This window comes from Pantoea sp. USHLN256 (genome assembly GCF_037149875.1).
GTDB lineage: Bacteria > Pseudomonadota > Gammaproteobacteria > Enterobacterales > Enterobacteriaceae > Pantoea > Pantoea nemavictus.
The window spans coordinates 14,253-38,274 of record NZ_JBBCQO010000007.1 but is presented as its reverse complement, the minus strand read 5'-3'; the positions used below and the strand labels follow the sequence as shown (position 1 = coordinate 38,274).

Annotated in this window: 23 protein-coding genes and 1 riboswitch; of the genes, 12 read left to right on the top strand and 11 right to left on the bottom strand. The window is 57.0% G+C overall.

Annotated elements, in window-relative coordinates:
* Positions 1 to 54 precede the first annotated feature (54 nt).
* Positions 55 to 1,446, bottom strand: coding sequence for an MFS transporter (locus WFL93_RS17035; protein ID WP_336778636.1), 1,392 nt, complete (start codon positions 1,444 to 1,446; stop codon positions 55 to 57).
* Between the two features lie 423 nt (positions 1,447 to 1,869).
* Between WFL93_RS17035 and WFL93_RS17030 the strand changes: the two genes are divergently transcribed.
* Positions 1,870 to 2,784, top strand: coding sequence for a sugar ABC transporter substrate-binding protein (locus WFL93_RS17030; RefSeq protein WP_336778635.1), 915 nt, complete (start codon positions 1,870 to 1,872; stop codon positions 2,782 to 2,784).
* Positions 2,785 to 2,861: 77 nt separating this feature from the next.
* Here the strand turns inward: WFL93_RS17030 and WFL93_RS17025 are convergent, their stop codons facing one another.
* Entirely contained in the window at positions 2,862 to 3,359 is a 498-nt protein-coding gene (locus WFL93_RS17025) for a GNAT family N-acetyltransferase (protein ID WP_007889956.1), read from the bottom strand.
* Positions 3,360 to 3,423: 64 nt separating this feature from the next.
* Here WFL93_RS17025 and WFL93_RS17020 point away from each other — a divergent pair, with 64 nt between their 5' ends.
* Complete coding sequence (locus WFL93_RS17020; protein WP_007889957.1) at positions 3,424 to 5,256, top strand: ABC transporter ATP-binding protein; 1,833 nt, start codon at positions 3,424 to 3,426, stop codon at positions 5,254 to 5,256.
* On the opposite strand, the gene WFL93_RS17015 is transcribed toward WFL93_RS17020, so the two are convergent.
* Positions 5,253 to 6,377 (bottom strand): GNAT family N-acetyltransferase, encoded by a 1,125-nt coding sequence (locus WFL93_RS17015; protein ID WP_336778634.1) that lies wholly within the window; start codon positions 6,375 to 6,377, stop codon positions 5,253 to 5,255. The genes WFL93_RS17020 and WFL93_RS17015 overlap by 4 nt on opposite strands.
* Before the next feature lie 226 nt (positions 6,378 to 6,603).
* On the opposite strand from WFL93_RS17015, the gene WFL93_RS17010 reads away from it, so the two are divergent.
* Both WFL93_RS17010 and WFL93_RS17005 read left to right on the top strand, forming a co-directional pair.
* Positions 6,604 to 7,545 (top strand): glutathione S-transferase family protein, encoded by a 942-nt coding sequence (locus tag WFL93_RS17010; protein ID WP_336778633.1) that lies wholly within the window; start codon positions 6,604 to 6,606, stop codon positions 7,543 to 7,545.
* Between the two features lie 11 nt (positions 7,546 to 7,556).
* Positions 7,557 to 8,162, top strand: a complete 606-nt coding sequence (locus WFL93_RS17005) for an alpha/beta hydrolase (RefSeq protein ID WP_336778632.1) — start codon at positions 7,557 to 7,559, stop codon at positions 8,160 to 8,162.
* Here WFL93_RS17005 and WFL93_RS17000 read toward each other — a convergent pair.
* From WFL93_RS17000 to WFL93_RS16980, 5 genes are all read right to left on the bottom strand, one after another.
* Complete coding sequence (locus tag WFL93_RS17000; RefSeq protein WP_336778631.1) at positions 8,159 to 8,956, bottom strand: sugar phosphate isomerase/epimerase family protein; 798 nt, start codon at positions 8,954 to 8,956, stop codon at positions 8,159 to 8,161. The two genes, WFL93_RS17005 and WFL93_RS17000, sit on opposite strands and share 4 nt — an antisense overlap.
* A 106-nt stretch (positions 8,957 to 9,062) precedes the next feature.
* The gene (crcB, locus tag WFL93_RS16995; protein ID WP_007889962.1) at positions 9,063 to 9,440 is read right to left on the bottom strand and encodes a fluoride efflux transporter CrcB; all 378 of its coding nucleotides are present in this window, start codon (positions 9,438 to 9,440) and stop codon (positions 9,063 to 9,065) included.
* 90 nt (positions 9,441 to 9,530) lie between these two features.
* Positions 9,531 to 9,606: riboswitch (Fluoride riboswitch) on the bottom strand.
* Positions 9,607 to 9,648: 42 nt separating this feature from the next.
* Positions 9,649 to 9,990 carry a hypothetical protein gene (locus tag WFL93_RS16990; protein WP_007889963.1) on the bottom strand — a complete coding sequence of 114 codons (342 nt, stop codon included), beginning with the start codon at positions 9,988 to 9,990 and terminating at the stop codon, positions 9,649 to 9,651.
* A 9-nt stretch (positions 9,991 to 9,999) separates the two neighbouring features.
* Positions 10,000 to 10,227, bottom strand: a complete 228-nt coding sequence (locus tag WFL93_RS16985) for a type II toxin-antitoxin system Phd/YefM family antitoxin (protein ID WP_007889964.1) — start codon at positions 10,225 to 10,227, stop codon at positions 10,000 to 10,002.
* 168 nt (positions 10,228 to 10,395) lie between these two features.
* Positions 10,396 to 11,424 (bottom strand): zinc-binding alcohol dehydrogenase family protein, encoded by a 1,029-nt coding sequence (locus WFL93_RS16980; protein WP_049851990.1) that lies wholly within the window; start codon positions 11,422 to 11,424, stop codon positions 10,396 to 10,398.
* A gap of 135 nt (positions 11,425 to 11,559) precedes the next feature.
* On the opposite strand from WFL93_RS16980, the gene WFL93_RS16975 reads away from it, so the two are divergent.
* Together WFL93_RS16975 and WFL93_RS16970 are read left to right on the top strand one after the other, a co-directional pair.
* On the top strand, positions 11,560 to 12,462 hold the full coding sequence (locus WFL93_RS16975; RefSeq protein WP_336778630.1) for a GntR family transcriptional regulator: 903 nt from the start codon (positions 11,560 to 11,562) through the stop codon (positions 12,460 to 12,462).
* A gap of 174 nt (positions 12,463 to 12,636) precedes the next feature.
* Entirely contained in the window at positions 12,637 to 13,989 is a 1,353-nt protein-coding gene (locus tag WFL93_RS16970) for an MFS transporter (protein ID WP_336778629.1), read from the top strand.
* 105 nt (positions 13,990 to 14,094) lie between these two features.
* Here WFL93_RS16970 and WFL93_RS16965 read toward each other — a convergent pair whose 3' ends face one another.
* Positions 14,095 to 15,003 (bottom strand): LysR family transcriptional regulator, encoded by a 909-nt coding sequence (locus tag WFL93_RS16965; protein WP_007893746.1) that lies wholly within the window; start codon positions 15,001 to 15,003, stop codon positions 14,095 to 14,097.
* A gap of 2 nt (positions 15,004 to 15,005) precedes the next feature.
* Positions 15,006 to 16,061, bottom strand: a complete 1,056-nt coding sequence (locus tag WFL93_RS16960) for a dipeptidase (protein WP_336778628.1) — start codon at positions 16,059 to 16,061, stop codon at positions 15,006 to 15,008.
* Positions 16,062 to 16,259: 198 nt separating this feature from the next.
* Between WFL93_RS16960 and WFL93_RS16955 the strand changes: the two genes are divergently transcribed.
* From WFL93_RS16955 to WFL93_RS16930, 6 genes are all read left to right on the top strand, one after another.
* The gene (locus tag WFL93_RS16955) at positions 16,260 to 17,855 is read left to right on the top strand and encodes an ABC transporter substrate-binding protein (RefSeq protein ID WP_336778627.1); all 1,596 of its coding nucleotides are present in this window, start codon (positions 16,260 to 16,262) and stop codon (positions 17,853 to 17,855) included.
* Positions 17,855 to 18,865, top strand: coding sequence for an ABC transporter permease (locus WFL93_RS16950; protein ID WP_007893733.1), 1,011 nt, complete (start codon positions 17,855 to 17,857; stop codon positions 18,863 to 18,865). Before WFL93_RS16955 ends, WFL93_RS16950 begins: the two co-directional genes overlap by 1 nt.
* Positions 18,862 to 19,761, top strand: coding sequence for an ABC transporter permease (locus WFL93_RS16945; RefSeq protein WP_007893731.1), 900 nt, complete (start codon positions 18,862 to 18,864; stop codon positions 19,759 to 19,761). Before WFL93_RS16950 ends, WFL93_RS16945 begins: the two co-directional genes overlap by 4 nt.
* Positions 19,762 to 20,589 (top strand): ABC transporter ATP-binding protein, encoded by an 828-nt coding sequence (locus WFL93_RS16940; protein ID WP_180822665.1) that lies wholly within the window; start codon positions 19,762 to 19,764, stop codon positions 20,587 to 20,589.
* 136 nt (positions 20,590 to 20,725) lie between these two features.
* Positions 20,726 to 21,466 (top strand): ABC transporter ATP-binding protein, encoded by a 741-nt coding sequence (locus WFL93_RS16935; protein ID WP_336778626.1) that lies wholly within the window; start codon positions 20,726 to 20,728, stop codon positions 21,464 to 21,466.
* Entirely contained in the window at positions 21,463 to 22,974 is a 1,512-nt protein-coding gene (locus WFL93_RS16930) for a serine hydrolase domain-containing protein (RefSeq protein WP_336778625.1), read from the top strand. Before WFL93_RS16935 ends, WFL93_RS16930 begins: the two co-directional genes overlap by 4 nt.
* Positions 22,975 to 23,042: 68 nt before the next feature.
* Here WFL93_RS16930 and WFL93_RS16925 read toward each other — a convergent pair whose 3' ends face one another.
* Complete coding sequence (locus WFL93_RS16925; RefSeq protein ID WP_336778624.1) at positions 23,043 to 23,879, bottom strand: fumarylacetoacetate hydrolase family protein; 837 nt, start codon at positions 23,877 to 23,879, stop codon at positions 23,043 to 23,045.
* Between the last annotated feature and the right edge of the window lie 143 nt (positions 23,880 to 24,022).

Below are 24,022 nucleotides of genomic sequence, written 5' to 3'. Positions count from 1 at the left end.
ATTTAACATCATAGCGAATTTCAGATCGAGATTCCAAAAAATAATCAGAAGTCATTAAACCGCTTTAACGCCGCTCTCTTTCGCCCGGTTTTGATAAGCGTCTGCGGAATTATGCTCCTCGCCAACACGCTCTATCGGCCCCATCACCAGCAGGAACAACAGTGCGGCGACCACACAGTGCGCACCGACGAACACCAACCCGATGCTGTAGCTGCCGGTTAGGCCGACGATGATGCCAAACAGCAGCGGCGTGATGAAACCAGCCATATTGCCGATGCCGTTAAATATCGATCCCGCCAAACCGACCGCCTCTTTCGGCGCGGTATCGCTGACAATTGTCCAGGTACCCGCGCCCGCCGCCACGCCTTTGCCAAAGAAGGCGAATGACATGATGGCGATAATGCCGACGTTGCTGGGAATCACCGCCGCCAGAATCAGCGACGCCGCCATCAACATGCCGACGATATACGGCGTTTTGCGCGCCCACGACAGGCTCCAGCCGTTCGCCAGCAGTTTGTCAGAGATATAGCCACCGCTGATGCCGCCGAGGAAGCCGAAGAGTGCCGGCGCGATGGTGGCGAAGCCGGCATCCAGAATGTTCATGCCGCGCGCCTGCACCAGATAGATCGGGAACCAGGTAATAAAGAAGTAGCTCAGCGCAATGGTGCAATATTGTCCGATATAGGCGCACCACAGCATGCGGTTGCTCAGCAGCTTTTTAAACATGGCTTTGCTCAGCGGCGGGCGGGCTTTTAAGGTGTGCGCCTCATCAATATCAACCAGCGCGCCACCCTGTTCGATATAGCGCAGCTCGGCATCCGAAACCTGCGGATGGTGGCGCGGGCTGCGCATAAAGCCCATCCAGACAAATACCGCCAGCACACCAATGCCGCCCAGCACGAAGAACGGCCATTCCCAGCCAAAGCGCGACACCAGCCAGCCGGAGAGCGGCGAAAAGATAGCCACGGCAAAATATTGCGCCGAGGCGAAGAGTGAAGAGGCGCGGCCCCTTTCGGCGCTCGGGAACCACATGATCACCGCGCGCGCATTGGCGGGAAAACTCGGCGCTTCAATCAAACCCAACGCGAAACGCAGCGCAAACATCAGCGTCAGCGCCATGGTCATGCCGCTGGAGAACTCGCCGACAAAGCCCATCAGCAGCGTGGCGATCGACCACAGCGCCAGCGTCACGCCATAGACCTTTTTGGTGCCGAAGCGATCGAGAAACAGGCCGCCGGGGATCTGGCCGATCACGTAGGCCCAGCTAAACGCTGAGAGGATCAGGCCAAGCTGGATCGCCGAAAGTCCAAACTCCTCTTTGATCGCCGATCCGGAGATCGACAGGATCGAACGGTCGGCGTATGCCACCACGGAAAGAAACAGGATCAAACATAAGATCCCGACGCGTACGTGGCTGTTCTGCCTGCGATTATTGGCTTGTTGCATAGGCTGAATTCCTCAATTGAAGCGCGCGATGTCTTGCCGGAATACCGCTTTATTTCCCATGTTCAGCAACTATAGAGAGCCGGTTCAGCCGCGGTCATTGTGCGAATGGAGGAATCGCGCGGGCAAAATGGCGTCGGATTTGGCATCTGCCACAAAGTGAGGTGCGGCGCCGCACAGAACCTTAAAAAACAGCGTGCTGTTGCACGGGAATGTGCGCTAACGCCAGGAAAATAGTTCGCATCGAAACTATGAGCGCGCAAAGAGATGGCGCACCCGAGATCAAAGTGTGCGCTTAGCAGCAAAATCCATCCATGCCGATTGTCAGCCTTCGGGCGGACTCGTAGTCTGAAAATGATTTCATTGAGCCATTTTCATCATCAATGGAACATTTATTCTAATAACCAGCTTACTCTGGAGTCTGCGATGAAAACCCTCAAGGCAATAGTGTTACTCGGCCTACTCACTACTTCAGCCTCGGCACTGGCGGAAAAAATTGGCGTATCAATGGCCTACTTCGATCAGAACTTCCTGACGATTATTCGCCAGTCGATCGATAAAGAAGCCAAAGCGCGCGGACTCGACATTCAGTTTGAAGATGCACGCGGTGACGTTGGCCGCCAAACCGATCAGGTGCAGAGTTTTATCGGTTCAGGTGTGGACGCCATCATCGTCGATCCGGTTGATTCCGCCAGCACGTCGCAGCTGACCAAACTGGCGCAGCAGGCCAAAATTCCGCTGGTGTACGTTAACCGCACGCCGGGTGATAAATCGCTGCCGCCAGGCGTGGTGTTTGTCGGTTCCGACGAGCGTGAATCCGGCACCTTGCAGATGGAAGCGCTGGCAAAAATGGCCAATTACCAAGGCAACGTGGCGATCATGATCGGTAACCTGTCTGATGCCGGTGCGCTGCAACGTACCAAAGACGTTGAGCAGGTGGTGGCGAAATATCCCGGCATGAAAGTGGTGCAGAAGCAGCCCGCCAACTATGCGCGTAATGAAGGCATGGATCTGATGAACAACTGGCTGGGCAACGATGAAGCGATTGATATTGTGGCGGCCAATAACGATGAGATGGCGATTGGCGCGGCAATGGCGCTCGCCAAAGGCAACAAGAAAGTGCTGGTTGGCGGCATCGATGCCACGCCAGATGGCCTGAAAGCGCTGTCGCAGGACAAAATTCAGGTCACGGTGTTCCAGGATGCGGTCGGCCAGGGCAAAGCGTCGGTGGATGTGGCGCAGAAGCTGATTAAAGGCGAGAAAGTCGATTCACACGTGTGGATCCCGTTCGAGCTGGTGACCAAAGAGAATATGCAGAAATACGTGGATAAGAGTCAGTAACAGGTCAAATTCTCGCGATAAATCGCGCCGCTACAAAAATGTGCACAACCCGTAGCGGCGCAATTTATTGCGCAAAATCAATCAGTTTTTAGTTTAGCCATCTGCACAATATCGTGATATTCACCATCGCGCAGGCAGGCTTTGCGCTTCACGCCTTCGCGCTCGAAGCCCAATTTTTGATACAGGCCAAGCGCACGTTCGTTGTCGTGGAACACTTCCAGCTCGATGCGCATAATCCCCAGCCAGTTATAGGCGTAATCGATAGCGTTACGAATCAGCTTTTCGCCAATGCCGCGTCCGCCAAAGGCCGGATCGACGCCGATACCAAAACTGATGCTGTGGCGGGTACGCGGGCGCTGTTCCACAAATAGCGTCAGCTCGCCGACCATCGCGCCATCAATCTCCGCCACAAAGCCGATATACCCCAGCTCATCCATCTTCTCGAACTTCTTCTGCCATGTGGCCACGCTAGGACACGGCAGCTGCGTGGTCCAGCGATAAACCTCAGGATGGCTGTAAAGGCGTTGGTAGGCGGCGGCATCGCCCGGTTCGCGACCGCGAATGAGTAAATCCATGTCGGTAATCCCTTTTCACTTGCACTAAGCTGTTAACTCTCACCAATTCGGGAAGAGTGACTCTATGTTGTATCGCCGTTTTGAACGTTTTATCAATATTTTCCAGGATGCGCCAACCGATTCCCCGCCTTCCAGCGTCTGGCCATTTTACTTTTACTATCTGCGTCAGGTATGGCCGAGCTTTGTCGCCCTGCTGATTGTTGGCTTAGCGCAGGCGCTGATTGAAGTGGCGCTGTTTAGCTATCTCAGCCGCATCATTGACCTCGTCAATCACTCCACGCCCGCCACGCTGTTCAGCGATAACTGGCCGACATTGTTGTGGATGGGAGTGGTGGCACTGATTCTGCGGCCACTGGTGATTGCCGCGCACGACATGCTGGTGCACCAAAGCATTAACCCGAGCATGACCAGCATGATCCGCTGGCAGCATCACAACTACGTGCTGCGCCAAAGCCTGAACTTCTTCCAGAACGATTTTGCCGGGCGCATCGCCCAGCGCATCATGCAAACCGGTAACTCGCTGCGGGATTCCGCGGTACAGCTGGTGGATGCGATCTGGCACGTGGTGATTTATGCGGTGACCTCGCTGGTGCTGTTTGCCGAAGCCGACTGGCGCCTGATGATTCCGCTGGTGATCTGGATTGTCGCCTACAGCGTGTCGCTGAGCTTCTTCGTGCCGCGCGTCAAGCAGCGTTCGGTGGTGTCATCGGAAGCACGCTCCAAATTGATGGGCACCATCGTCGATGGCTACACCAATATCGCCACCATCAAGCTGTTCTCGCATAACGATCTGGAGAAGCGTTACGCGCGCGAGGCGATTCAGGAGCAAACCGACAAAACTCAGCATGCCAGCCGCATGGTGACCACCATGGATATCACGCTCTCTACGCTGAATGGCCTGCTAATTGTCAGCACCTCCGCGCTGGCGTTGTGGCTGTGGAGCCAGTCGCTGATTAGCGTGGGTGCGATTGCGCTGGCGACCGGTTTGGTGATCCGTCTGGTGAACATGTCCGGCTGGATTATGTGGGTAGTCAACGGCATCTTCGAAAATATCGGCATGGTGCAGGATGGCCTGAATACCATTGCCCAGCCGCTGAGCGTGCAGGATGAACCGCACGCCAAAAAGATGCAGGTGACGCGCGGCCAGATCCGCTTTGAGGATGTACGTTTCGATTACGGTGGCAGCCGCCAGGTGATTAACCGCCTCAATCTCAACATCAAGCCGGGCGAGAAGATCGGTTTGATTGGGCCATCCGGCGCCGGCAAATCCACCATGGTGAATCTGCTGCTGCGGCTGTATGACATCAACAGCGGACGCATTGTGATTGACGATCAGAACATCGCCGAAGTGACGCAAGAGAGCCTGCGCGGGCAAATCGGCATGATCACCCAGGATACCTCGCTGCTGCACCGCTCGATTCGCGACAACCTGCTGTATGGTCGTCCGGATGCGACGGAAGCGGAGCTGCAGGCGGCGATTATCCGCGCACGCGCCGACGAGTTCATTCCGCTGCTCTCCGACCCGCAAGGCCGTACCGGGCTGGATGCGCACGTTGGCGAGCGCGGCGTGAAACTGTCGGGCGGCCAGCGTCAGCGTATCGCTATCGCCCGCGTATTGCTGAAAGATGCGCCGATTCTGATCATGGATGAAGCCACCTCCGCGCTCGACTCCGAGGTAGAAGCGGCGATTCAGGAGAGTCTGGAAACGCTGATGCAGGGCAAAACGGTGATTGCCATCGCGCACCGTCTCTCTACCATCGCCAAAATGGATCGCCTGGTGGTGCTGGAGAAAGGTGAGATTGTCGAGATGGGCAATCACCGCGAACTGCTGGCACAAGGCGGCTTGTACGCGCGCCTGTGGCAGCATCAAACCGGTGGTTTTGTCGGCGCGGATTAATCGCCGCGTCGATACGGCAGGGCGTCGCGCGCCTCAAGCGCCCAGGCGTGCACGCCCTGCCGCTCCTGTAGCAGAAAATCAGCTACCGCATCCCGCAAACCCGGATGACACAGATAGTGCCAGGAATGGGTGATCTGCGGTTCAAAGCCGCGTACCAGCTTGTGCTCGCCCTGCGCACCGGCATCAAAACGCTGCAAACCTTCCGCAATGGCGAAATCCATGCCCTGATAAAAACAGGTTTCAAAATGCAGCCGATCAAACTCCGCCAGGCAGCCCCAGTAGCGGCCATACAGCGTATTGCCATCCACTAAACAGAAGGCCATCGCCGCCGGTTGGCCTTGCAGCGTCGAAATCACCACGCGAATCGAACGCGGCATCCGTTCTGCCAGCAAGCTAAAAAACTGACGCGTCAGATAGGGTCGCTGACCGCGCACCGCATAAGTGTTGGCGTAACAGGTGTAGATGAAATCCCACTGATCTTCGCGCAGCTCATCGCCGCGATACCAGGTGAAGTCGAAACCGCTGCTCATCACCTGCTCACGCTCTTTGCGCAGCTGTTTGCGTTTGCGCGACATCAGCGTGTCGAGGAAATCCTGAAAATCACGATAGCCTTTGTTGTGCCAGTGATACTGCAAGCCAAGGCGCTCCAGCCAGTCCGGCTGTTGCTGCATCAATGCGTTGGCGAACGGCGTGGTGAAGTTGATATGTGCACCGCTGAGGCCATGTTCAAACAGGTGATCCGGCAGCGCGCCGAGCAGTTGCAGCACCGCGTTTTCATCGCCCAGCAGACGTCCGCCGGTCACCGGGCTGAACGGAATCGCGCCCAGCCATTTCGGATAATAAGCAATGCCAGCGCGCTGACAGGCATCCGCCCACGCATGGTCAAACACATATTCACCGCGCGAATGGCGTTTGCGATAGCCCGGCAGCGCCGCGCGCAGCGTGCCGTTCTCGCGCCACAGCAGATGCTCGGGCTGCCAGCCGTTTTCCGGCCGCACGCTGCCGCTCTGCTCTAATGTCAGAAGAAAGGCGTGGCGTAAAAAAGGTTGATCGTCAGGTAACAGCGCATCCCATTCGACAGCGGAGATCTCCGCCAGCGACGACAGATGAAGCAAAGACATTCACGGCTCCCGGCCAGGTGAAAGCGAAAGTCTAGTTCAACAGGTTTTTCCGCGCGGGAAAAGGTGCAGCGCACTGAATGCGTAGTCGCGGGGCTATCTGGCAAAAGTACGTGCTTCACACCGTTCAACTGATTCCAAAATGGAAATAATAAAAGCCATCTTGCCCGGATTATCATGCATTCAGCAGGACTGTATGCTCTCTTTATCAACGTAGAGGAGCAAGATTATGCTGGTAAACGGTAAGTGGAGTGCAGAGTGGCATCCGGTGCAAGCCACCGACAAACAGGGCGGATTTGTGCGTCAGACTTCCAGTTTTCGTCACTGGATTACCGCAGATGGCTCCAGCGAATTTGCCGCCGAGCCGGATCGTTATCATCTTTATGTGGCGCTGATTTGTCCGTGGGCTTCACGTACGCTGCTGGCGCGCAGCCTGAAGGGGCTGAATGACGTGATTAGCGTGTCGGTGGTTGAGCCGCAGCTCGGCGCACAAGGCTGGCACTTCGGCGATTACCCCGGCGCGGATCGCGACTGGCTTAACCACGCTGAATATCTTCACGAGCTTTACACCCGCGCCGATGCCGATTTTACCGGGCGCGCCACCGTGCCGGTGCTGTGGGATAAGAAGACGCAAACCATCGTTAATAACGAATCAGCGGATATCCTGCGCATGTTGAACAGCGGCTTTGGCGCGCTGGCGGACGATCGCCTCGATCTTTATCCCGAGGATCTGCGTGCAGAGATCGACGCGCTGAATGAATCGATCTATCCGCGCCTGAATAACGGCGTTTATCGCACCGGCTTCGCCACCACGCAAGTGAGCTATCAGCAGGCGTTTAACGACGTGTTCAGCCAGCTGGATGAGCTGGAGCTGCGTTTGCAGGATGGCCGCACTTTCCTGCTTGGCGAGCGCTTAACCGAAGCGGATATTCGCCTGTTCGTCACGCTGGTGCGCTTTGACGCCGCCTATCACGGCCTGTTTAAATGCAACCTGCGCCGCCTGCGCGACTATCCGCTGCTCGATCGTTATCTGAAGAGTATGCTGTCGGTCTCTGGCGTGCGTCAGACGGTGAATATCGACCATATCAAGCAGGGCTATTATTCGATTAAAGCGCTGAATCCCAACGGCATTGTGCCGGCTGGCCCGGATCTGGCGGCCTACGGTTTATAAGGAGCAGTGCGATGGCAAAAGCGTTAGTGATTTTTTTACACGGTGTCGGCAGTAACGGCGACGATCTGGCGGTACTCGGTGAGCATTGGGCGCGTCTGCTGCCGGATGTGGCATTTGCCTCGCCAAATGCGCCCTTTCCGTTTGAACATGCGATGGGTTATCAGTGGTTTAGCCTGACCGGCATCACGCCGGAAAACCGTCCGGCGCGGGTGCGCGAAGCACGCGCCGCCTTTGATGACACGCTGCAGCAGCTGATGGCGCAACACGACATAGCAGACGCGTGGGACAAAGTGATTCTGGTGGGCTTTTCGCAGGGTTCGATTATGGCATTGGATGCGCTGGCCTCTGGCCGTTATCCGCTGGCGGGCGTGGTGGCATTTTCCGGTCGTCTGGCGTTTGAAGGCGCTTTAACGCCGCAGCCGTATACGCCCGCGCTGCTGATTCACGGCAAAGCCGATGATGTGATTCCGTTTAGCGAAAGCGAATCGGCGTTGCAGCGTTTGCAACAGGCGGGCGTGACGGTGGAAGCGCGTTATGAAGCCGCGACCGGCCACACCATTTCATCGCAGGGCGCGATGGATGCAGCCGGTTTTATCGCCCAATGTTTGCAGGATTAAGGCCAGTAACAGTTTAATGCCTGCCACGCCTTGTGCGCAGCCACATCTGCTGGCTGCGCTTTCAGCTCATCATTGAATACTTCAATGCCGACCGGACCGCTATAGCCGGCACTTTTCAGCTTATCGACAAAGCGTTCCACTTCGATGATGCCATCGCCCGGCAACAGGCGCTGATGACGCGCATACTCGCTGAGCGGCTGCTTCTCCTGTGGCGGCATCTCTGCCATGTCGCACAGCTGCACTTCATAGATGCGATCGGCGGGAATGCCATCCAGCTGTGACGCATCGCCGCCCAACGCACAGATGTGGAACAGATCGACCACCAGCCCAATATTCGGCTGATCCAGCCGCTGCAGCCGTTCCCACGCCAGCGGCAGCGTGTTATCTACGCTGCACCATGCCATCGGCTCATACATGATGCGCATATTGAAGCGCGCCGCTTCCGACGCCAGCCAACGCAAATCTTCATCAATTCGCGCCGCCACGCAATCTTCGCGCGTGCTGGCGGGTGCCTGAATGGTGTCGCAGCCGATGGTTTGGGCAATCTGGATAAACTGGCGCAGCTCTTCGCGTTTTTGCTGACGTTCGCGATCCGGCGCGCCGGTGAAATCACGCAGCACCTGCACATTGGTGAAACCCAGCTGCAACTGCTTTGCGAGCTGCGGCGTACTGGCCTGCACATCTTCGCGCCAGATCTCAACCTGGTCGAAACCGGCGGCGCGTGCAGCGCGCAGCTTCTCCTCAGGTTCACCGTTTAACAACACCAGGTTAAGGAATTTGGGGTTACGGCTCATTCATTCGCTCCTTAATCGTCCGGATAATCGGTGACAAATTCTGTCCGTCACGCGGACAGAACGGCGTTCAGTATCTACCTCTTAGTGGTTATTTCAAGCGTGGCGGTCATCCCAGCAGATTTACCACGGCAAAACCGGCGAAGGTCATCAGCAGAGAACCGATAACATGCACCATGACACTCGACATCGCCCAAAGGTATTTTCCTGATTGTAGCAGTCCGACAATTTCCGCCGAAAAGGTTGAAAACGTGGTTAAACCGCCACACAAACCGGTGACAATCAGTAATTTCCAGAAAGGGTCGATGTGGGGATTACGGACAAAAAACGCCAGCGCGGCGCCAATGATAAAACCGCCCACCAGGTTCACCATCAAGGTGCCTGGCGGCAGATTGGGGAACAGCGCATTGAAACGCAATGAAATTAACCAGCGCAGCGAACAGCCCACCGCACCGCCAACGACAACCGCGAGTAATGACTTCAACATAGTGTGTAGCTCCTGAAAAGAATTACGCGCAGGGCCGCGGCAGGACAGAATAACACCTGACACACCGCCGTCTCCCGCGCAGGGATACGAGTGTTGTCAGGCGTCATCAGCCGTCTGTGACCAGAACGGCGGTTGGGGAAGGTGGCACGCCATCACCTTAGGCGGGAGATAATACGCTGGCTGGGATGGGGTGACAATATGATGCCAGTTAATGCACAAGCAAGCGTTTGAAAAGCAACTGCTGAATACTTTGGCGTTGTGATAACAGCACGTGGGCAAAAACGGTTTGTTTTTCAACTGAGAATAAAATTCGATAGCTTTCACTGCTATTGAATTCTCTATAACGCGTGACGCCAAGATCGGCTAATTCTGAACACACCGCACAACTTAAAGGAAATTGGCTCACTCGTGCTTCGAACTCATCAAGAACGCGCGCGATAATTGCGTTGTAATCATTCCCCAGGCGACGATGGAAGGCGACGATCTCTTGCAGACTCAATCGGACCGTGGATAGGTAGATGATAGTGAATGACTCTTCCTTGTGCTGCATACTTTGTCCTTAGAGATCCTCTAACAACTGTTGTCGTGTCATTCCTTTGCCAGCTGCTTTGTCCTCTTCCGACAATGCAAGCAGCTTGAGTAACGCCAGGGTTTCATCTCGCTGCTGGCGCGCTTCCCATGACTCAATAACGTAAGCAGGGTTACCGTTTTGTGTCACAAGAATTGGCTCAGAGAGATCGAGAGCAGCGGCGTTTTTTTTGATGTAGCTTATAGTTTCGATTTTCATAGACTCCTCCGAATCAGTCCAAATTTAGACTTTTTATGGATGTTACGCAATGAGTCTTTGGTTTGTTGCCGTGCACCGACTTGATGTTAAGTTGCATGCCCTATGAAAACCAAACGACTTAATCGTAGGGTCGCCATTTATGGCGACCGAACATGCTGGAGGAAGAGATTAACGCTCGAAGTGAATCACGCCCTTAATCAGTTCGCGATTATTGATAACTTCAGATTCAAAGGTCTCCGCCAGCGTAGAGAAATCATAATGGCGATTCAGCATCATGTCGGCACGAAGCTGACCGTTCGCCATCAGTTCGCCGACTTTAGCGAAATCTTCCAGCGTGGCGTTGCGGCTGCCCATCAAGGTGGTTTCCTTTTTATGGAACTCGATGTCGGGAATCACCAAATCCCCTTTATGCAGGCCAACAAACACGATGGTGCCGCCGTGACGAATCAGTTTTACCGCACCGTTCATTGCCGCCGGGCTGCCGGTAGCATCGATCACTTTGGCGGCTAAGCGTCCGCCAAACTCCGCTTTCAGCTGCGTTTCAAAATCCTCTTCTAACGGATTTACTGTCGCCAAACCCAGCTTCTGCGCCACGTGTGCACGCCGCTGCTCGCTGGTATCCGCCACCACCACATTAGCGCCAGCCGCTGCGGCAATTGCCGCCACGCCGAGCCCAATCGGCCCAGCGCCGACCACCAGCACCTGCTCATCCGCCGCCACCGCTGCACGGCGTACCGCATGAGCGCTGATGGCAAAGGGTTCAATCAGCGCCGCGGCTTCCGGATCAACCTCATCCACCGCCAGCAAATTGCTGGCAGGCACGCTAAGGAATTCGCAGAATCCGCCATCCTGATGCACGCCAATCACCGAGATTTTTTCACAGCAGTTAGTTTTGCCGCTCAGACAGGCATCGCACTGCTGGCAGGCCACATAGGGAATCAGCGCCACGCGCTGGCCCAACCGGAAACCGCTGACCGCGCTGCCGAGTTCCACCACTTCGCCGCACAGCTCATGCCCCAGCACGCGTGGATAGCTGAAGAACGGCTGATTGCCGGCCCAGGCATGAATATCGGTGCCGCAAATCCCGGCGGCGATCGGTTTAATCAGAACATCATGGGCGGCGGGCGTCGGTTTCGCGCGCTGCTGCCACACCATCTGGCGCGGCTCGGCGACTACCAGCGTTTTCATTGTTGTCATTGGCTTCTCCTGTGCTGTTGTCGCAGTTATGGCGAAAATCGTCGACGACGACTTTTTGCGTTAGGGGAAGTGTGAAGCCAGGCGCTTTTTTTGGGCTTTGTATGGTTTTTAATAGATAAAAAACCGGAGACGCGCATGAGCCGCAGCCAGAACCTTCGCCAAAACGTCATTAACCAAATGCTGGAGGGCATCGCCAAACGGCACATCCGTTCGCCGCTGCCACCGCAGGCGGCGCTGGCCGAAATGTTCAACATCAGCCGCACCACGGTGCGCCACACGCTGCAGCATCTGCATGATCGCGGTGTGCTGGAGAAGGTGGATGAAACCTACGTGATTGTGCGCGATCCCAGCGATGAAGACGGTTTTAACGCCCTGACGCCGCCGATCGATCAGCAGGCGCTACAGTTCGAACAGACCTTTTTCAATTTGATTAATCAGCGCCAGCTGATGCCGGGCGACACCTTTAGCGAGCTGCAGCTGGCGCAGCAGGTGAAAGTCAGTCCGATTGTGGTGCGCGAATTTCTGCTGCGTTTTATGCGCTATGACCTACTGGAGCCGGTCAAACGCGGCCAGTGGTGCATGAAGAAGTTTGATCAGACTTATGCCGAAAACCTGTTTGAGCTGCGCGAAATGCTGGAAACCCACGCGCTGACCCGCTTCCTCAATCTCCCTTCGCAGGATGAGCGCTGGATGCAGGCGCGTGACCTGCTCGATCGTCACCGTTCGATGCGCGACACCATCGCCAGCAATTACCGCCACTTCGCCGCGCTGGATAAAGAGATGCACACGCTGATTCTCTCGGCCGCCAACAATCCGTTTTTTAATCAATCGCTGGAGATCATTTCAGTGATTTTTCACTCGCATTATCAGTGGGATGAAACCGATCTTAAGCAGCGCAATATCGTGGCACTTGAGGAGCATATGGCGATTCTCACCGCGCTGATTAGCCGCCAGGATGTGGAAGCGTTGTGTGCCCTGCACAACCATCTCGGCACCGCCAAAACCTCGATGATCCGATCGATCCGTCAGTACAATTAAAAACCGATTAAAAACCACAAAGCATTAGCTCCCGCACGAATCTGAAACAACTCCGCAACATCCCGATCTGAATGCTTCTAGTCTCGAAGTCAATCCGTTGGGGCAGCACCGTTTCGCTGCCACAGGATCCCATACCAACGCATAACGATAAGTACCCAGATCCGGGAGGTCGCAATGGAAAATACTTCGGCTCGTGGCCGCGAAAACGCGCCACAACCCGCTGCAGACGGGCAAGATTTTATCCCGGCACGCAGTGACGTGGTGCGCTCGCCGCGCCTCAAAAAGATTCAAATTACCGCCATGTTGCTGCTGCTGTTTGCCGCCATGATTAACTATCTTGACCGCAGTTCACTCTCCGTCGCCAACATGACGATTCGCGGCGAACTGGGTTTATCCGCGACCGAAATTGGTTTACTGCTCTCGGCGTTCTCACTGGCCTACGGCTTAGCGCAGCTCCCCTGCGGCGCGCTGCTGGATCGCAAAGGGCCGCGCATCATGCTGGCGATTGGCATGTTCTTCTGGTCGCTGTTCCAGGCTGCTGCCGGTTTAGTGCATAACTTCACGCAGTTTATTGTGGTGCGTATCGGGTTGGGTATCGGTGAAGCGCCGATGAATCCGTGCGGCGTCAAGGTGATTAACGACTGGTTCAACATCAAAGATCGCGGCATGCCGATGGGCATGTTTAACGCCGCCTCGATGATTGGTTTATCCATCGCGCCACCGATTCTGGCGGCAATGATGATGGTAATGGGCTGGCGCGGCATGTTTATCACCATCGGCGTGCTGGGCATGTTCCTCGCTGTTGGCTGGTATCTGATGTATCGCGACCGCGATAACAACACACTGAGCGGTGAAGAGATTCACTATCTGCAAGCGGGTAGCGTGGCATCACGCAAGGAGCCGCTGAGTTTTGCCGAGTGGCGCGGGCTGTTCAAGCAGCGCACCATGTGGGGCATGATGATTGGCTTCAGCGGCATCAACTACACCGCATGGCTGTATATCGCCTGGCTGCCGGGCTACCTGCAATCGACTTACAACCTGGATCTGAAAAGCACCGGTTTACTGGCGGCGATTCCGTTCCTGTTCGGCGCGGCGGGCATGCTGCTGAACGGTTATGTGGTCGATGCGCTGGTACGTCGTGGTCATGATGCGGTGAAGGTGCGTAAAATTTCCATCGTCAGCGGCATGTTGCTGTCCGCCGCGTTTACCGCGTTTGTGACTCGCGCCACCGACACCACCAGCGCGGTGACGCTAATTGGTATGGCGCTGTTCTGCATCCACTTTGCCGGGACGTCCTGCTGGGGTTTGATTCACGCCAACGTTACGGCGCGCATGACGGCGTCAGTCGGCAGCATCCAGAACTTCGCCAGCTTTGTCTTCGCCTCGTTCGCGCCGGTGATTACCGGCTGGGTGCTGGATACCACCAAGTCATTTAGCCTGGCATTGATGATTTGCGCCGCCGTCACGGTGGTGGGTGCGCTGGCCTATTTGCTGCTGGTGCGTAAACCGATTACGGATGGGATTTGATTTAGCAAAGCGCCGCACATGCCGTAGCGGCGCGATTTATCGCGCATGTCGATGACGGCAAAATGCCCATTCGGGCAATGCGCAATAAATTGCGCCGCTACAGATTCAGCGCGTGAAAAACTGCGATTCACACTGGCGCGCGATCTCCCACAGCTTGTTGCGAATCACCTGTTTTAGCTGCAGCGTCGATTGCGACTGCGGCTGATCGCGGCGACTGATTAACATCACCTCAAACGGCAGCGGCTGCGCCACCGGCAGCAGCTTGAGCTGGTTGGCATAACGGCAGGCGGTAAACAGATCGACAATCCCCACGCCGCCGCCCGCCAGCACCATATCGGCAATCACCGAATAGGTTTTGATCGACAGCGATACCGCAGGATTCAGCCCCTTATCACGCAGCGCGCGGTGCAGCACCCGGCCGAGCGGATCCTGATTCTGCATCATCAGCAGATTATTGGCGCACAGCCACTCCAGCGTTACCGGCTCATGATGCGTGTGATCGCGCGGTAGCAACGCTACCATCGATGACTGAAACAGCGGCTCTGCCAGTAAATCGGCTTCAACCTGCTGGCCGAATACCAGCGCGAAATCGAGCTGATTCTCCATGATCATGCGGCATAAGGTGCTGAAGTGCTCGGTAACCAACTCGACGCTGACCGACGCCGCCTGCTGCCGCCAGTTCACCAGCGCCGGTGCCAGTACCATCTGACCAAACGCGTGCGCAGCCCCGACGCGCACCGTTTGTCCTTCGCCGCGCCGCAGCTGTTCGGTTAGTTGGGTAATTGCCTGTAAACGTTGGTAGATATCTTCCACTTCCGGCAGTAAGCGCCGCCCTTCTGCGGTGACGATCATGCCCTGCGCGCGCCGTTCAAACAGCGCAAAACCGAGCTGCTGCTCGGCGTGATTCAGCACGCGGCTGACATTCGGCTGCGATACATTAAGCAGGCGCGCCGCCGCACTGATGCTGCCGGTCTGCACAATCGCCTGAAACACTTCAATATGCCGCAGCCGCATGATTATTCGCCCCAAGTGGCTTCAAGTACGCGCAGCCAGTTGCCGTGGCAAATCTTCTCCAGCAGCGCGCGCGAATAGCCGCGCGCCGCCAGCGCCTGCACCAGCAGCGGGAATCCGGCTACGTCTTTCAGGTCGCCCGGCATGGTTGCGCCATCAAGGTCCGAACCAAATCCGACGCCATCTTCCCCCACTTTTTCCAGCAGATACTCAACATGACGCACGATGGCATCAACGCCGGTTGGCGCATGGCGATCGCCATCTTCACGCAGGAATGGCACTGCAAAGTTAACCCCGACAAAGCCGTTGGTTTCGGCAATCGCTGCCAGCTGACGATCGGTGAGATTACGCGACTGCGCGCTTAGCACATGCGCGTTGGAGTGGCTCGCCACCAGCGGTGCATCGCTGATCTCTGCGGTGTGCCAGAAGCCTTTCTCATCCATATGCGACAGATCGACAATGATGCGGCGGCGATTACAGTCGCGCACCAGCTGCTTGCCCGCTGCCGTCAGACCGTTGCCGACATCCGGCGACGAGGGATAGAGGAACGGCACGCCGTCGCCGAACTGATTCGGACGACTCCACAGCGGCCCCAGCGTGCGTAACCCGCTGGCGTACAAGATATCGAGCAGCTCGCCGTTGCTATCCAGCGCTTCCGCGCCTTCCACGTGCATCACCACCGCTAACACCTTGTTTTCCATGCAGTGGCGGATATCGCGCACGCTGCGGCAAATCTTCACCTGCCCGTTAGATGCCTGCTCAATACGCAGCAGCAGCGCCAGCATGGAAAAGGTGGCGTCACGCGCTGAATTGATAATTTCCTGAGGAAAATCTGCGAGGTCTGGCGCACTTCTTGCAATCAGAGGATGGGACGGCACCCAGGTGGCGAAAATGCCACCTAACATATTTCCCTGACGGATACGCGGGAAGTCCATTTGGCCGCTTTTGCTGCCAGTGAAAAAGACATTAACCGCGTCCGGCTGATGGTGCTGCCACAGCTTATTCAGCACATCGTTATGGCCGTCAAAGACCGGAATATCGAGGGTAATCGAGTCAGACATGTTGGTCAGTTCCCTGTTCGTGGCAAAGCGCGGTACTGCCTGCTGGCGGAGCAAATTGCACCAAAAAAGGGCGAGCATCGACGCGTGAAACAAAAGGCTTAGAGCCGGTATTAATCCTCCCGCACAGGAGGAAAGTCAAGACAAAAAACAATCAAATAACAATTTTTTATTTTAATTATCAATCAGTTGGGAGTTTACATGGTTACCAGAAGACGTTTTCTTGCAGGATGCACTGCTGTACCTGTTGTTTCCTACCTCAGCCTGAATTCCACCTTTGCCGCCACGCCACCCAGCATGCTGGTCATCGCGATGCAGCTCGATAACATTACCAGCCTCGATCCGCATGAAAGCTTCGAAGCCACCGGCGGCCAGATCTGCGGCAACCTGTATCAACGTTTAGTCACGCCCGATCCGCAACAAGCCGACAAAGTGATTGGTCAGCTGGCGCAAAGCTGGGACGTCAGCAGCGATAACGGCACTTATACCTTCCATCTCGATCCGGCAGCGACGTTCGCCGATGGTTCGCCGCTCACCGCGGAAGACGTGGCGTTCTCGATTGAACGTATCGTCAAGCTGGATAAGAGCCCGGCGTTCATTATCAACCAGTTTGGTTTTACCAAGGACAACGTGACGCAGCGGGTCACCGCCAAAGATGCACACACCGTGGAGATGAAACTCGGTGCGCCAGCGGCAGAAACCTTCCTGCTGTATTGCCTATCCGCCACCGTCGGCAGCATCGTGTCGAAGAAAGCCTGCCTGGCGAATCAGCAGAACAACGATTTTGGCAACGGCTGGCTGAAGCAGCACAGCGCCGGATCCGGGGCTTTCACCCTGCGCACCTGGAATGCCAGCGAAACGGTGATTCTGGAACTCAGCCCGCAATATGCCGCGCAGAGCAAAATCAAACGCGTGATCCTCAAACATATCGCTGACCCGGCGGCGCAGGCGCTGATGCTGAAAAAAGGCGATGTCGATGCGGCGTATGACCTCACCACCGAACAGTTGCTGCAGGTGAAAAACGACAGCAGCGTGGCGCTGGTGAATCAATCGTTGTCGGCCATCATGCTGATGTCGTGCAACACCAATAATCAGTACCTGAAAAAGCCGCAGGTGTGGCAGGCGCTGAAGTGGGCACTGGATTACGACAGCATTCAGAAAAACATTCTGTCGATGAGTTTTGTCACCCATCAGAGTTTCCTGCCGAGCGGTTTCCCGGCGGCGCTGGACGATACGCCATTCCACAAAGATCTGGCAAAAGCCAAAGCGCTGCTGGCCGAAGCCGGTTATCCGGACGGCTTCGAAATCACCCTCGATCACTACTCGATGCAGCCGTATCCGGACATTGCGCAGGCAATTCAAACCCAGCTGGGCGCGATTGGCATCAAAGTGTCATTGATTGCCGCCGAAAACCGTCAGGTGCTGACCAAAATGCGTGCGCGTCAGCATCAGCTGGCGTTGACCGTGTGGGGCGCCGATTACTTTGATCCCAACTCCAACACCGAAGCCTTCTGCGTCAACACCGATAACAGCGATAACGCGCGTGCGCGTACCCTGGCATGGCGCTGCAGCTGGTCAGATGAAGCGTTCAACAAACTGACCGAGCAGGCGCTGCACGAGCCCGATCCGGCTAAACGTATTGCCCTCTACCAGCAAATTCAGCAACTGGGGCGTGAAAAAAGTCCGTTCATTTTCATGATGCAGAAGACCAAAAATGTGGCCACCAGCAAAGCGCTGGCTGATGTACACATGACCGTGCTGGAGCAGTGGCCGTATGCGCAGGTGAAAAAAGCCTGATGCCGTTACTGAAGAGAATCGTCAGCACCCTGGGAAGCCTGGTGCTGACGCTGTTTGGCCTGTCGGTTTTGACCTTTTTCATCGGCCGCGTCATGCCCACCGATCCGGTGCTGGCGGCGGTCGGCGATAACGCACCGCAATCGGTCGTGGAGCGCGTACGGGTGGAAATGGGGCTGGATCAGCCCCTTTACGTGCAGTTTGGTCACTACCTCAATCAACTGCTGCATGGCGATCTCGGTAAATCGATCCTCACCTCCAATCCGGTGAGCACCGATATCGCGCGTTTCTTCCCTGCCACCATGGAGCTGGCAACAGCCGCCATCATCATCGCGGCGCTGATTGGCATTCCGCTCGGCGTGTGGGCGGCGGTACGCCAGAGTTCGTGGATCGACCAAACCATTCGCGTGATCTGTCTTGCTGGCCATTCGCTGCCGGTGTTCGTGCTGGCGCTGCTGAGCCTGCTGGTGTTCTACGCGGTGCTCGGCATTGCGCCCGGCCCCGGACGGCAGGACATCATCTGGCAGGATATGGTGCCGCAGGTTACCGGTTTCCTCACCATCGACTCGCTGCTGGCGGGTGAAGTTGACGCCTTTTGGGATGCGCTGGCGCACATGGCGCAGCCGGTGCTGATCCTGGCCTATTTCAGCATGGCCTACATCACGCGTATGACGCGCACCTTTATGCTCAACGCGTTGAGCGGCGAGTTCGTGATCACTGCGCGCGCCAAAGGGTTGTCGTCACGCCGGGTCATCTGGCGCCATGCGTTTCCCACCGTGGCGGTGCAGCTGGTGACGGTGCTGGCGCTGACCTACGCCGGCTTGCTCGAAGGCGCGGTGGTGACGGAAAACGTCTTCGCCTGGCCTGGCCTCGGCCAATATCTCACCACCTCATTGATGAACGCCGACATGAATCCGGTGGTTGGCGCAACGTTGCTGGTCGGCACCGTGTATGTGCTGCTCAACCAGCTGGCTGACCTTCTCTATCGACTTTGGGACCCACGCGTAAAATGATCTTCTTCTCTCGTGACTGGCTGCTCGACGACACGCCAGCCAACCGTCGCCAGGCGGTGTGGGGCCGGCGTTATCGCCTGTGGCTGAGCCTGCGCAGCAATCCCCTGGCGATGGCTGGCCTGCTGGTGATTAGCGTGATGCTGTTTCTGGCGCTGTTTGCGCCGTGGCTGACGTCGTTCGATCCCGGCGCGCAGCATCTGGAAAACCGCCTCGCTGCGCCTTCTGCCGCGCACTGGCTCGGCACCGATGAGCTGGGGCGCGATGTCTGGACGCGTATTATCTACGGCGGCCGCACCACGCTCGGCATGGTAATCGCTGTGGTGCTGCTCACCGCGCCGCTCGGCCTGCTGATTGGCTGCATCGCCGGTTACGCCGGCGGCTTCATCGATAAAGCACTGATGCGCATCACCGATATCTTCCTCGCCTTCCCGCGTTTGATTTTGGCGCTGGCCTTTGTTGCCGCACTGAAACCGGGCGTGGAGAGTGCGATTCTGGCGATTGCCCTCACCTCGTGGCCGCCGTATGCGCGCCTGGCGCGCGCCGAAACCCTGCAGTTCCGCCACAGCGACTTTATCGCTGCCAGCCGTCTGACTGGCGCCTCGCCGCTGCGCATCATTCTGCGCCATATCATGCCGCTGTGCGTGCCAAGCCTGATTGTACGCATCACGCTGGATATGAGTTCCATCATCATTACCGCCGCCAGCCTGGGCTTTCTCGGCATGGGCGCGCAGCCGCCCTCACCGGAATGGGGCACGATGATCGCCACTGCGCGTCGCTTCCTGTTCAGCGAATGGTGGGTGCCCTTAATGCCCTGTATCGCGATTTTCCTGACGTCGCTGGCGTTCAACTTTCTCGGCGACGGTCTGCGCGACGTGCTGGATCCTAAGGAGCGCTAAATGTTGGTGGAAATTGAAAATCTGCGCATCGCCTTCCGTTCACGCACCGAGACCTTTGAAGCGGTGCGCGGCGTGAGTTTTAGCGTGGGCCGCGAGAAGTTCGCCATCGTTGGCGAAAGTGGCTCTGGCAAATCGTTGACCGCGCGCAGCCTGATGCAGTTGCTGCCGGGCAATGCCGAGGTCAGCGCCGACGTACTGCGCTTTGATGGCATCGATCTGCGCGGTGCCAGCGAAAAAGTGCTGCGTAAAATTCGCGGCAAGCGCGTCGGTTTTATCCTGCAGGACCCGAAATATTCGCTCAATCCGGTGATGACCATTGGCCAGCAGATTGCCGAAGCCTGGCGCGAGCACAAAGGCGGCAGCCATAAAGCAGCGATGCAGGCAGCGATCGCGCTGCTGGAACAGGTGAAGATTCGCGATCCGGCCGCCGTGGCGAAACGCTATCCGCATGAAGTGTCTGGCGGCATGGGGCAGCGCGTGATGATTGCCATGATGCTGGCGCCCGATCCGGAACTGCTGATCGCCGATGAACCCACCAGCGCGCTGGATGCCACGGTGCAAGCCGAGATCCTCAAGCTGATTGACGAGCTGGTGTCAGCGCGCGGCATGGGGCTGATCCTGATTAGCCACGATCTGCCGCTGGTGTCGCACTTCTGCGATCGCGTGGCGGTGATGTACGCCGGTCGCATCGTCGAGCTGTTAGATGCCGGGCAACTGCAGCAGGCACAGCATCCGTATACGCGTGGTTTGCTGGCCTGTTTGCCCTCGCTGCGCCATCCGCGTGAGCGTTTGCCCGTATTGCAGCGCGATGCCGCATGGCGGGACTAGAACATTTAAAGCCGCACATATCCGTAGCGGCGCGATTTATCGCGCATTTTGATGGCGACACCGTGCCCCATCCCGACATTGCGCAATAAATTGCGCCGCTACGGAATGGTGTATGTAAAACGAATACAGGCATCCCATGATTCAAATCAATAACCTGCGCATCAACTTTGGTGCGCACACGGCGGTGAAAGACGTCAGCTTTGCAGTTGGCAATGGCGAAAGCTTTGGCCTGGTCGGTGAAAGCGGCTCGGGCAAATCCACTATTCTGCGCGCCCTCGCCGGACTGAATGCTGACTGGCAAGGCAGCATGCTGTTTGGCGGCATGCAGCTCAGCGCCAAACGCAGCCGCGCCTTCTATCGTCAGGTGCAAATGGTGTTTCAGGATCCGTTTGGTTCGCTGCATCCGCGTCAAACCATCGATCGTATCCTGCACGAACCGCTGCTGGTGCATCAGCTCGATCGCGCCGAACAGCGCATCAGCCAGGCATTAAGCGAAGTCGGTTTACCGGCGGCAGTACGTTTTCGCTATCCGCATCAGCTGTCGGGTGGCCAGCGTCAGCGCGTAGCGATTGCCCGCGCACTGATCGCCGAACCGGAAGTGCTGCTGCTGGATGAGCCGACTTCAGCGCTGGATGTGTCGGTGCAGGCCGAAATTCTCAATTTACTCAGCGATCTACGCAGCGAGCGCAAACTCACCTACATTATGGTGACGCATAACCTCGCGGTGGTAACGCACCTGTGTCAGCGCATTGGCGTGATGCAGAATGGTGAGATGGTGGAGCAGCTGAGTGCCGACGATTTGCGTGCGCGGCGCATCCAGCATCCGCATACCGCCCAACTTTTCGATCTCAGCATGACGCTGGAGGAACCGGCATGACCGCTAACTGGCAACACGCCGCGCAGATCGCACAACAGATCACTGAAAGCTGGCAACAGCCTGGCGCACCGGGCGGCGCAATCGTGCTGTTTGATGCGCAGCAGATTCACTCAACCCACTGCGCCGGCTTGGCCGATTTGGCGCAGCAAACGCCGTTTAGCGCCGACAGCGTGGTGCGTTTCGCCTCCATCACCAAACATATCTTTGCCGCTTTAGTGACGGGACCCGGCCGCCGTTATCTGCAGCTTGATGACACGCTGGCGCAGCATCTGCCGCAGCTCAGCGGCGCCAACGGGCAGATTACCGTTGGTCAGGCGCTGGATATGAGCAGCGGCTTGCCGGACGTGCGCGAAACCTTATCGCTGCTGGGATTGTCGGTGTACAACGCGACGAGCGCCGCCGACCTGTTGGATTTTATCGCGCGTGAAGGCGAACTCAACTATGCGCCCGGCAGCGAAATCTCTTACACCAACACCGGCTATCGGCTGGTGGAAGAAGCGTTAAAGGCCAAAGGCGTGGGCTTCAACGATCTGCTGCAGCAGTACCTCTGCGATCCGCTGGATATCAACCTGATTGCGCCGGAAAGCTGGTTTGATGTCGTGCCAGGTTTAGTGCCGGGTTACTGGCAAAACGGCGCACGCTGGCAGCTTGCCAGCGCCGGTTTACATCTTTCTGCTTCGGGTAGCGTGACCGGCAGTCTGAACCATTTGACGCGCTGGCTGCAGAGCCTGCTGGCCGATAGCGGACCGGGCGCGGGCGTGCTGCAGCGCCTGACTGCGCCGCGCAATCTCAACGATGGCCGCACCAGCGGTTACGGTTTGGGCATCACCAGCTCGACGCTTGGCAGCCAGACGCTGTTTGGCCACGGCGGTTCGCACGCCGGCTATAAGAGCTATTTCCTGCTGCATCCGGAGTTAAAACTTGGCGTGGCGCTGGTCGCCAATCGCGAAGATGTCACCACCTCGGAAAGCGTGTTGCGCGTGATGGCGGCGCTGCTTAAGCGCGAATTGCCGGAGAAAGGACACGATTTAACGCCGGGGCTGTACGTGGCGGAAAACGCGGCCGACTGGCTGGAGATCAACGGCGTGACGGCCACCTGGCTCGGCGCCGGTGAAACGTTGTGGCGTGACGATGCGCATGGCGATGCGGTGTCGCTCTCCAGCACCTTCCCGCTGCAGTTACGCCATGATGGCGCGGCGATTGTGGGTGAAATCGGCCATGCCGCACGACGTTTTGTGCCGGTGCAGGCCGATCGGGCCAGCCTCGATAATCTGCAAGGCCGCTGGTTGGCGCCTCAGTGGCGCAGCGAGTTGGTGATTGAGGACGACAGCCTAATTATGGGCATCGGCCCGGCAGCCATTCGTGCCCGGTTGCAGTCGCTGGGCGGCGATCGCGTACTGGCCACCGCGCAGGATGGGCCGTGGGAGAAGCGTTTTGTGATTGCGCGTGAAGGCGATTCGCTGCGGTTAATGTTGAACCGCAGCCGCGTGGTGAAGTTTAGGCGTTAAACACCGCGCGATGAATCGCGCCGCTACGGTATGTGCACGTATTGGTAGCGGCGCAATCTATTGCGCATTCAGGCCACGCGGTGACGCAATCGTCCGATTTTCTCGATTTCCACTTCAATCTCATCGCCGGGGAACATAAACAACGGTGGCGTGCGTTTTTTACCGACGCCGCCCGGAGAGCCGGTGATGATCACATCGCCCGGCGACAGCGGGCTGAACGCTGAAATGTACTCAATGATCTTCGCCACCGGATGCACCATGCTGGCGGTGGTATCGTTCTGCACTTCGCGCTGATTGAGCCAGGTTTTAATCGCCAGCTGCTGCGGATCGGGGATCTCGTCGGCGGTGGTCATCCACGGCCCGAATCCACCGGTTTGCTGCCAGTTTTTACCGGCGGTGAACCAGGTAAACTGCATATCGCGTACCGTGGCGTCCATAAAGCAGCTGTAGCCAGCAACGTGTTGCAGCGCATCGGCGGCCTTCACCTGATAGGCGGCGTTGCCGATGATCACCGCCAATTCGCCTTCGTAATCAAACTCCTGCGTGGTAGCCGGTTTCAGCAGCGGCTGTTCGTGCGCCGCCAGCGAATCTGCGAAACGTACAAACAGCGTTGGCGCTTCAATCGTCTCGGCAAACTCTTTGCGTTTATCGGCGTAGTTCATGCCAACGCAGAACACTTTGCCAGGATTTTCCACCACCGGCAGGAAGCGAATAGCGCTAAACGGATGATCAACTGGCTGTGAAAGGTAGGCATCGAGATCGCTCAACGCGCCGCGTTGCAGCAAAGTTTTCAGATCCGGACAGTCAGCGCCGAGGCGCGCGCCGATATCAATTACGCCCTCTTGCTGCACAATACCGTAACTTTTTCTTTGCTGGTCAATAAGATAAAAACTGCAGAGCTGCATGACTGCCTCGTTGTTATATATAAATTGCGCGCAGGTTAGCAAAATTCAGCAGGAAATGCGGACCGACCTGCTGATGCAATAATCAAAATCGCGCAATAAATTGCGCCGCTACGGTACGTGCACATATATGTAGCGGCGCAATT

What these genes read in the sequence shown, in the direction of transcription:
- WFL93_RS17035 (WP_336778636.1), bottom strand. Translation starts at nt 1,446, where the DNA reads ATGCAACAAGCCAATAATCGCAGGCAGAACAGCCACGTACGCGTCGGG.
- WFL93_RS17030 (WP_336778635.1), top strand. Translation starts at nt 1,870, where the DNA reads ATGAAAACCCTCAAGGCAATAGTGTTACTCGGCCTACTCACTACTTCA.
- WFL93_RS17025 (WP_007889956.1), bottom strand. Translation starts at nt 3,359, where the DNA reads ATGGATTTACTCATTCGCGGTCGCGAACCGGGCGATGCCGCCGCCTAC.
- WFL93_RS17020 (WP_007889957.1), top strand. Translation starts at nt 3,424, where the DNA reads ATGTTGTATCGCCGTTTTGAACGTTTTATCAATATTTTCCAGGATGCG.
- WFL93_RS17015 (WP_336778634.1), bottom strand. Translation starts at nt 6,377, where the DNA reads ATGTCTTTGCTTCATCTGTCGTCGCTGGCGGAGATCTCCGCTGTCGAA.
- WFL93_RS17010 (WP_336778633.1), top strand. Translation starts at nt 6,604, where the DNA reads ATGCTGGTAAACGGTAAGTGGAGTGCAGAGTGGCATCCGGTGCAAGCC.
- WFL93_RS17005 (WP_336778632.1), top strand. Translation starts at nt 7,557, where the DNA reads ATGGCAAAAGCGTTAGTGATTTTTTTACACGGTGTCGGCAGTAACGGC.
- WFL93_RS17000 (WP_336778631.1), bottom strand. Translation starts at nt 8,956, where the DNA reads ATGAGCCGTAACCCCAAATTCCTTAACCTGGTGTTGTTAAACGGTGAA.
- crcB (WP_007889962.1), bottom strand. Translation starts at nt 9,440, where the DNA reads ATGTTGAAGTCATTACTCGCGGTTGTCGTTGGCGGTGCGGTGGGCTGT.
- WFL93_RS16990 (WP_007889963.1), bottom strand. Translation starts at nt 9,990, where the DNA reads ATGCAGCACAAGGAAGAGTCATTCACTATCATCTACCTATCCACGGTC.
- WFL93_RS16985 (WP_007889964.1), bottom strand. Translation starts at nt 10,227, where the DNA reads ATGAAAATCGAAACTATAAGCTACATCAAAAAAAACGCCGCTGCTCTC.
- WFL93_RS16980 (WP_049851990.1), bottom strand. Translation starts at nt 11,424, where the DNA reads ATGACAACAATGAAAACGCTGGTAGTCGCCGAGCCGCGCCAGATGGTG.
- WFL93_RS16975 (WP_336778630.1), top strand. Translation starts at nt 11,560, where the DNA reads ATGAGCCGCAGCCAGAACCTTCGCCAAAACGTCATTAACCAAATGCTG.
- WFL93_RS16970 (WP_336778629.1), top strand. Translation starts at nt 12,637, where the DNA reads ATGGAAAATACTTCGGCTCGTGGCCGCGAAAACGCGCCACAACCCGCT.
- WFL93_RS16965 (WP_007893746.1), bottom strand. Translation starts at nt 15,003, where the DNA reads ATGCGGCTGCGGCATATTGAAGTGTTTCAGGCGATTGTGCAGACCGGC.
- WFL93_RS16960 (WP_336778628.1), bottom strand. Translation starts at nt 16,061, where the DNA reads ATGTCTGACTCGATTACCCTCGATATTCCGGTCTTTGACGGCCATAAC.
- WFL93_RS16955 (WP_336778627.1), top strand. Translation starts at nt 16,260, where the DNA reads ATGGTTACCAGAAGACGTTTTCTTGCAGGATGCACTGCTGTACCTGTT.
- WFL93_RS16950 (WP_007893733.1), top strand. Translation starts at nt 17,855, where the DNA reads ATGCCGTTACTGAAGAGAATCGTCAGCACCCTGGGAAGCCTGGTGCTG.
- WFL93_RS16945 (WP_007893731.1), top strand. Translation starts at nt 18,862, where the DNA reads ATGATCTTCTTCTCTCGTGACTGGCTGCTCGACGACACGCCAGCCAAC.
- WFL93_RS16940 (WP_180822665.1), top strand. Translation starts at nt 19,762, where the DNA reads ATGTTGGTGGAAATTGAAAATCTGCGCATCGCCTTCCGTTCACGCACC.
- WFL93_RS16935 (WP_336778626.1), top strand. Translation starts at nt 20,726, where the DNA reads ATGATTCAAATCAATAACCTGCGCATCAACTTTGGTGCGCACACGGCG.
- WFL93_RS16930 (WP_336778625.1), top strand. Translation starts at nt 21,463, where the DNA reads ATGACCGCTAACTGGCAACACGCCGCGCAGATCGCACAACAGATCACT.
- WFL93_RS16925 (WP_336778624.1), bottom strand. Translation starts at nt 23,879, where the DNA reads ATGCAGCTCTGCAGTTTTTATCTTATTGACCAGCAAAGAAAAAGTTAC.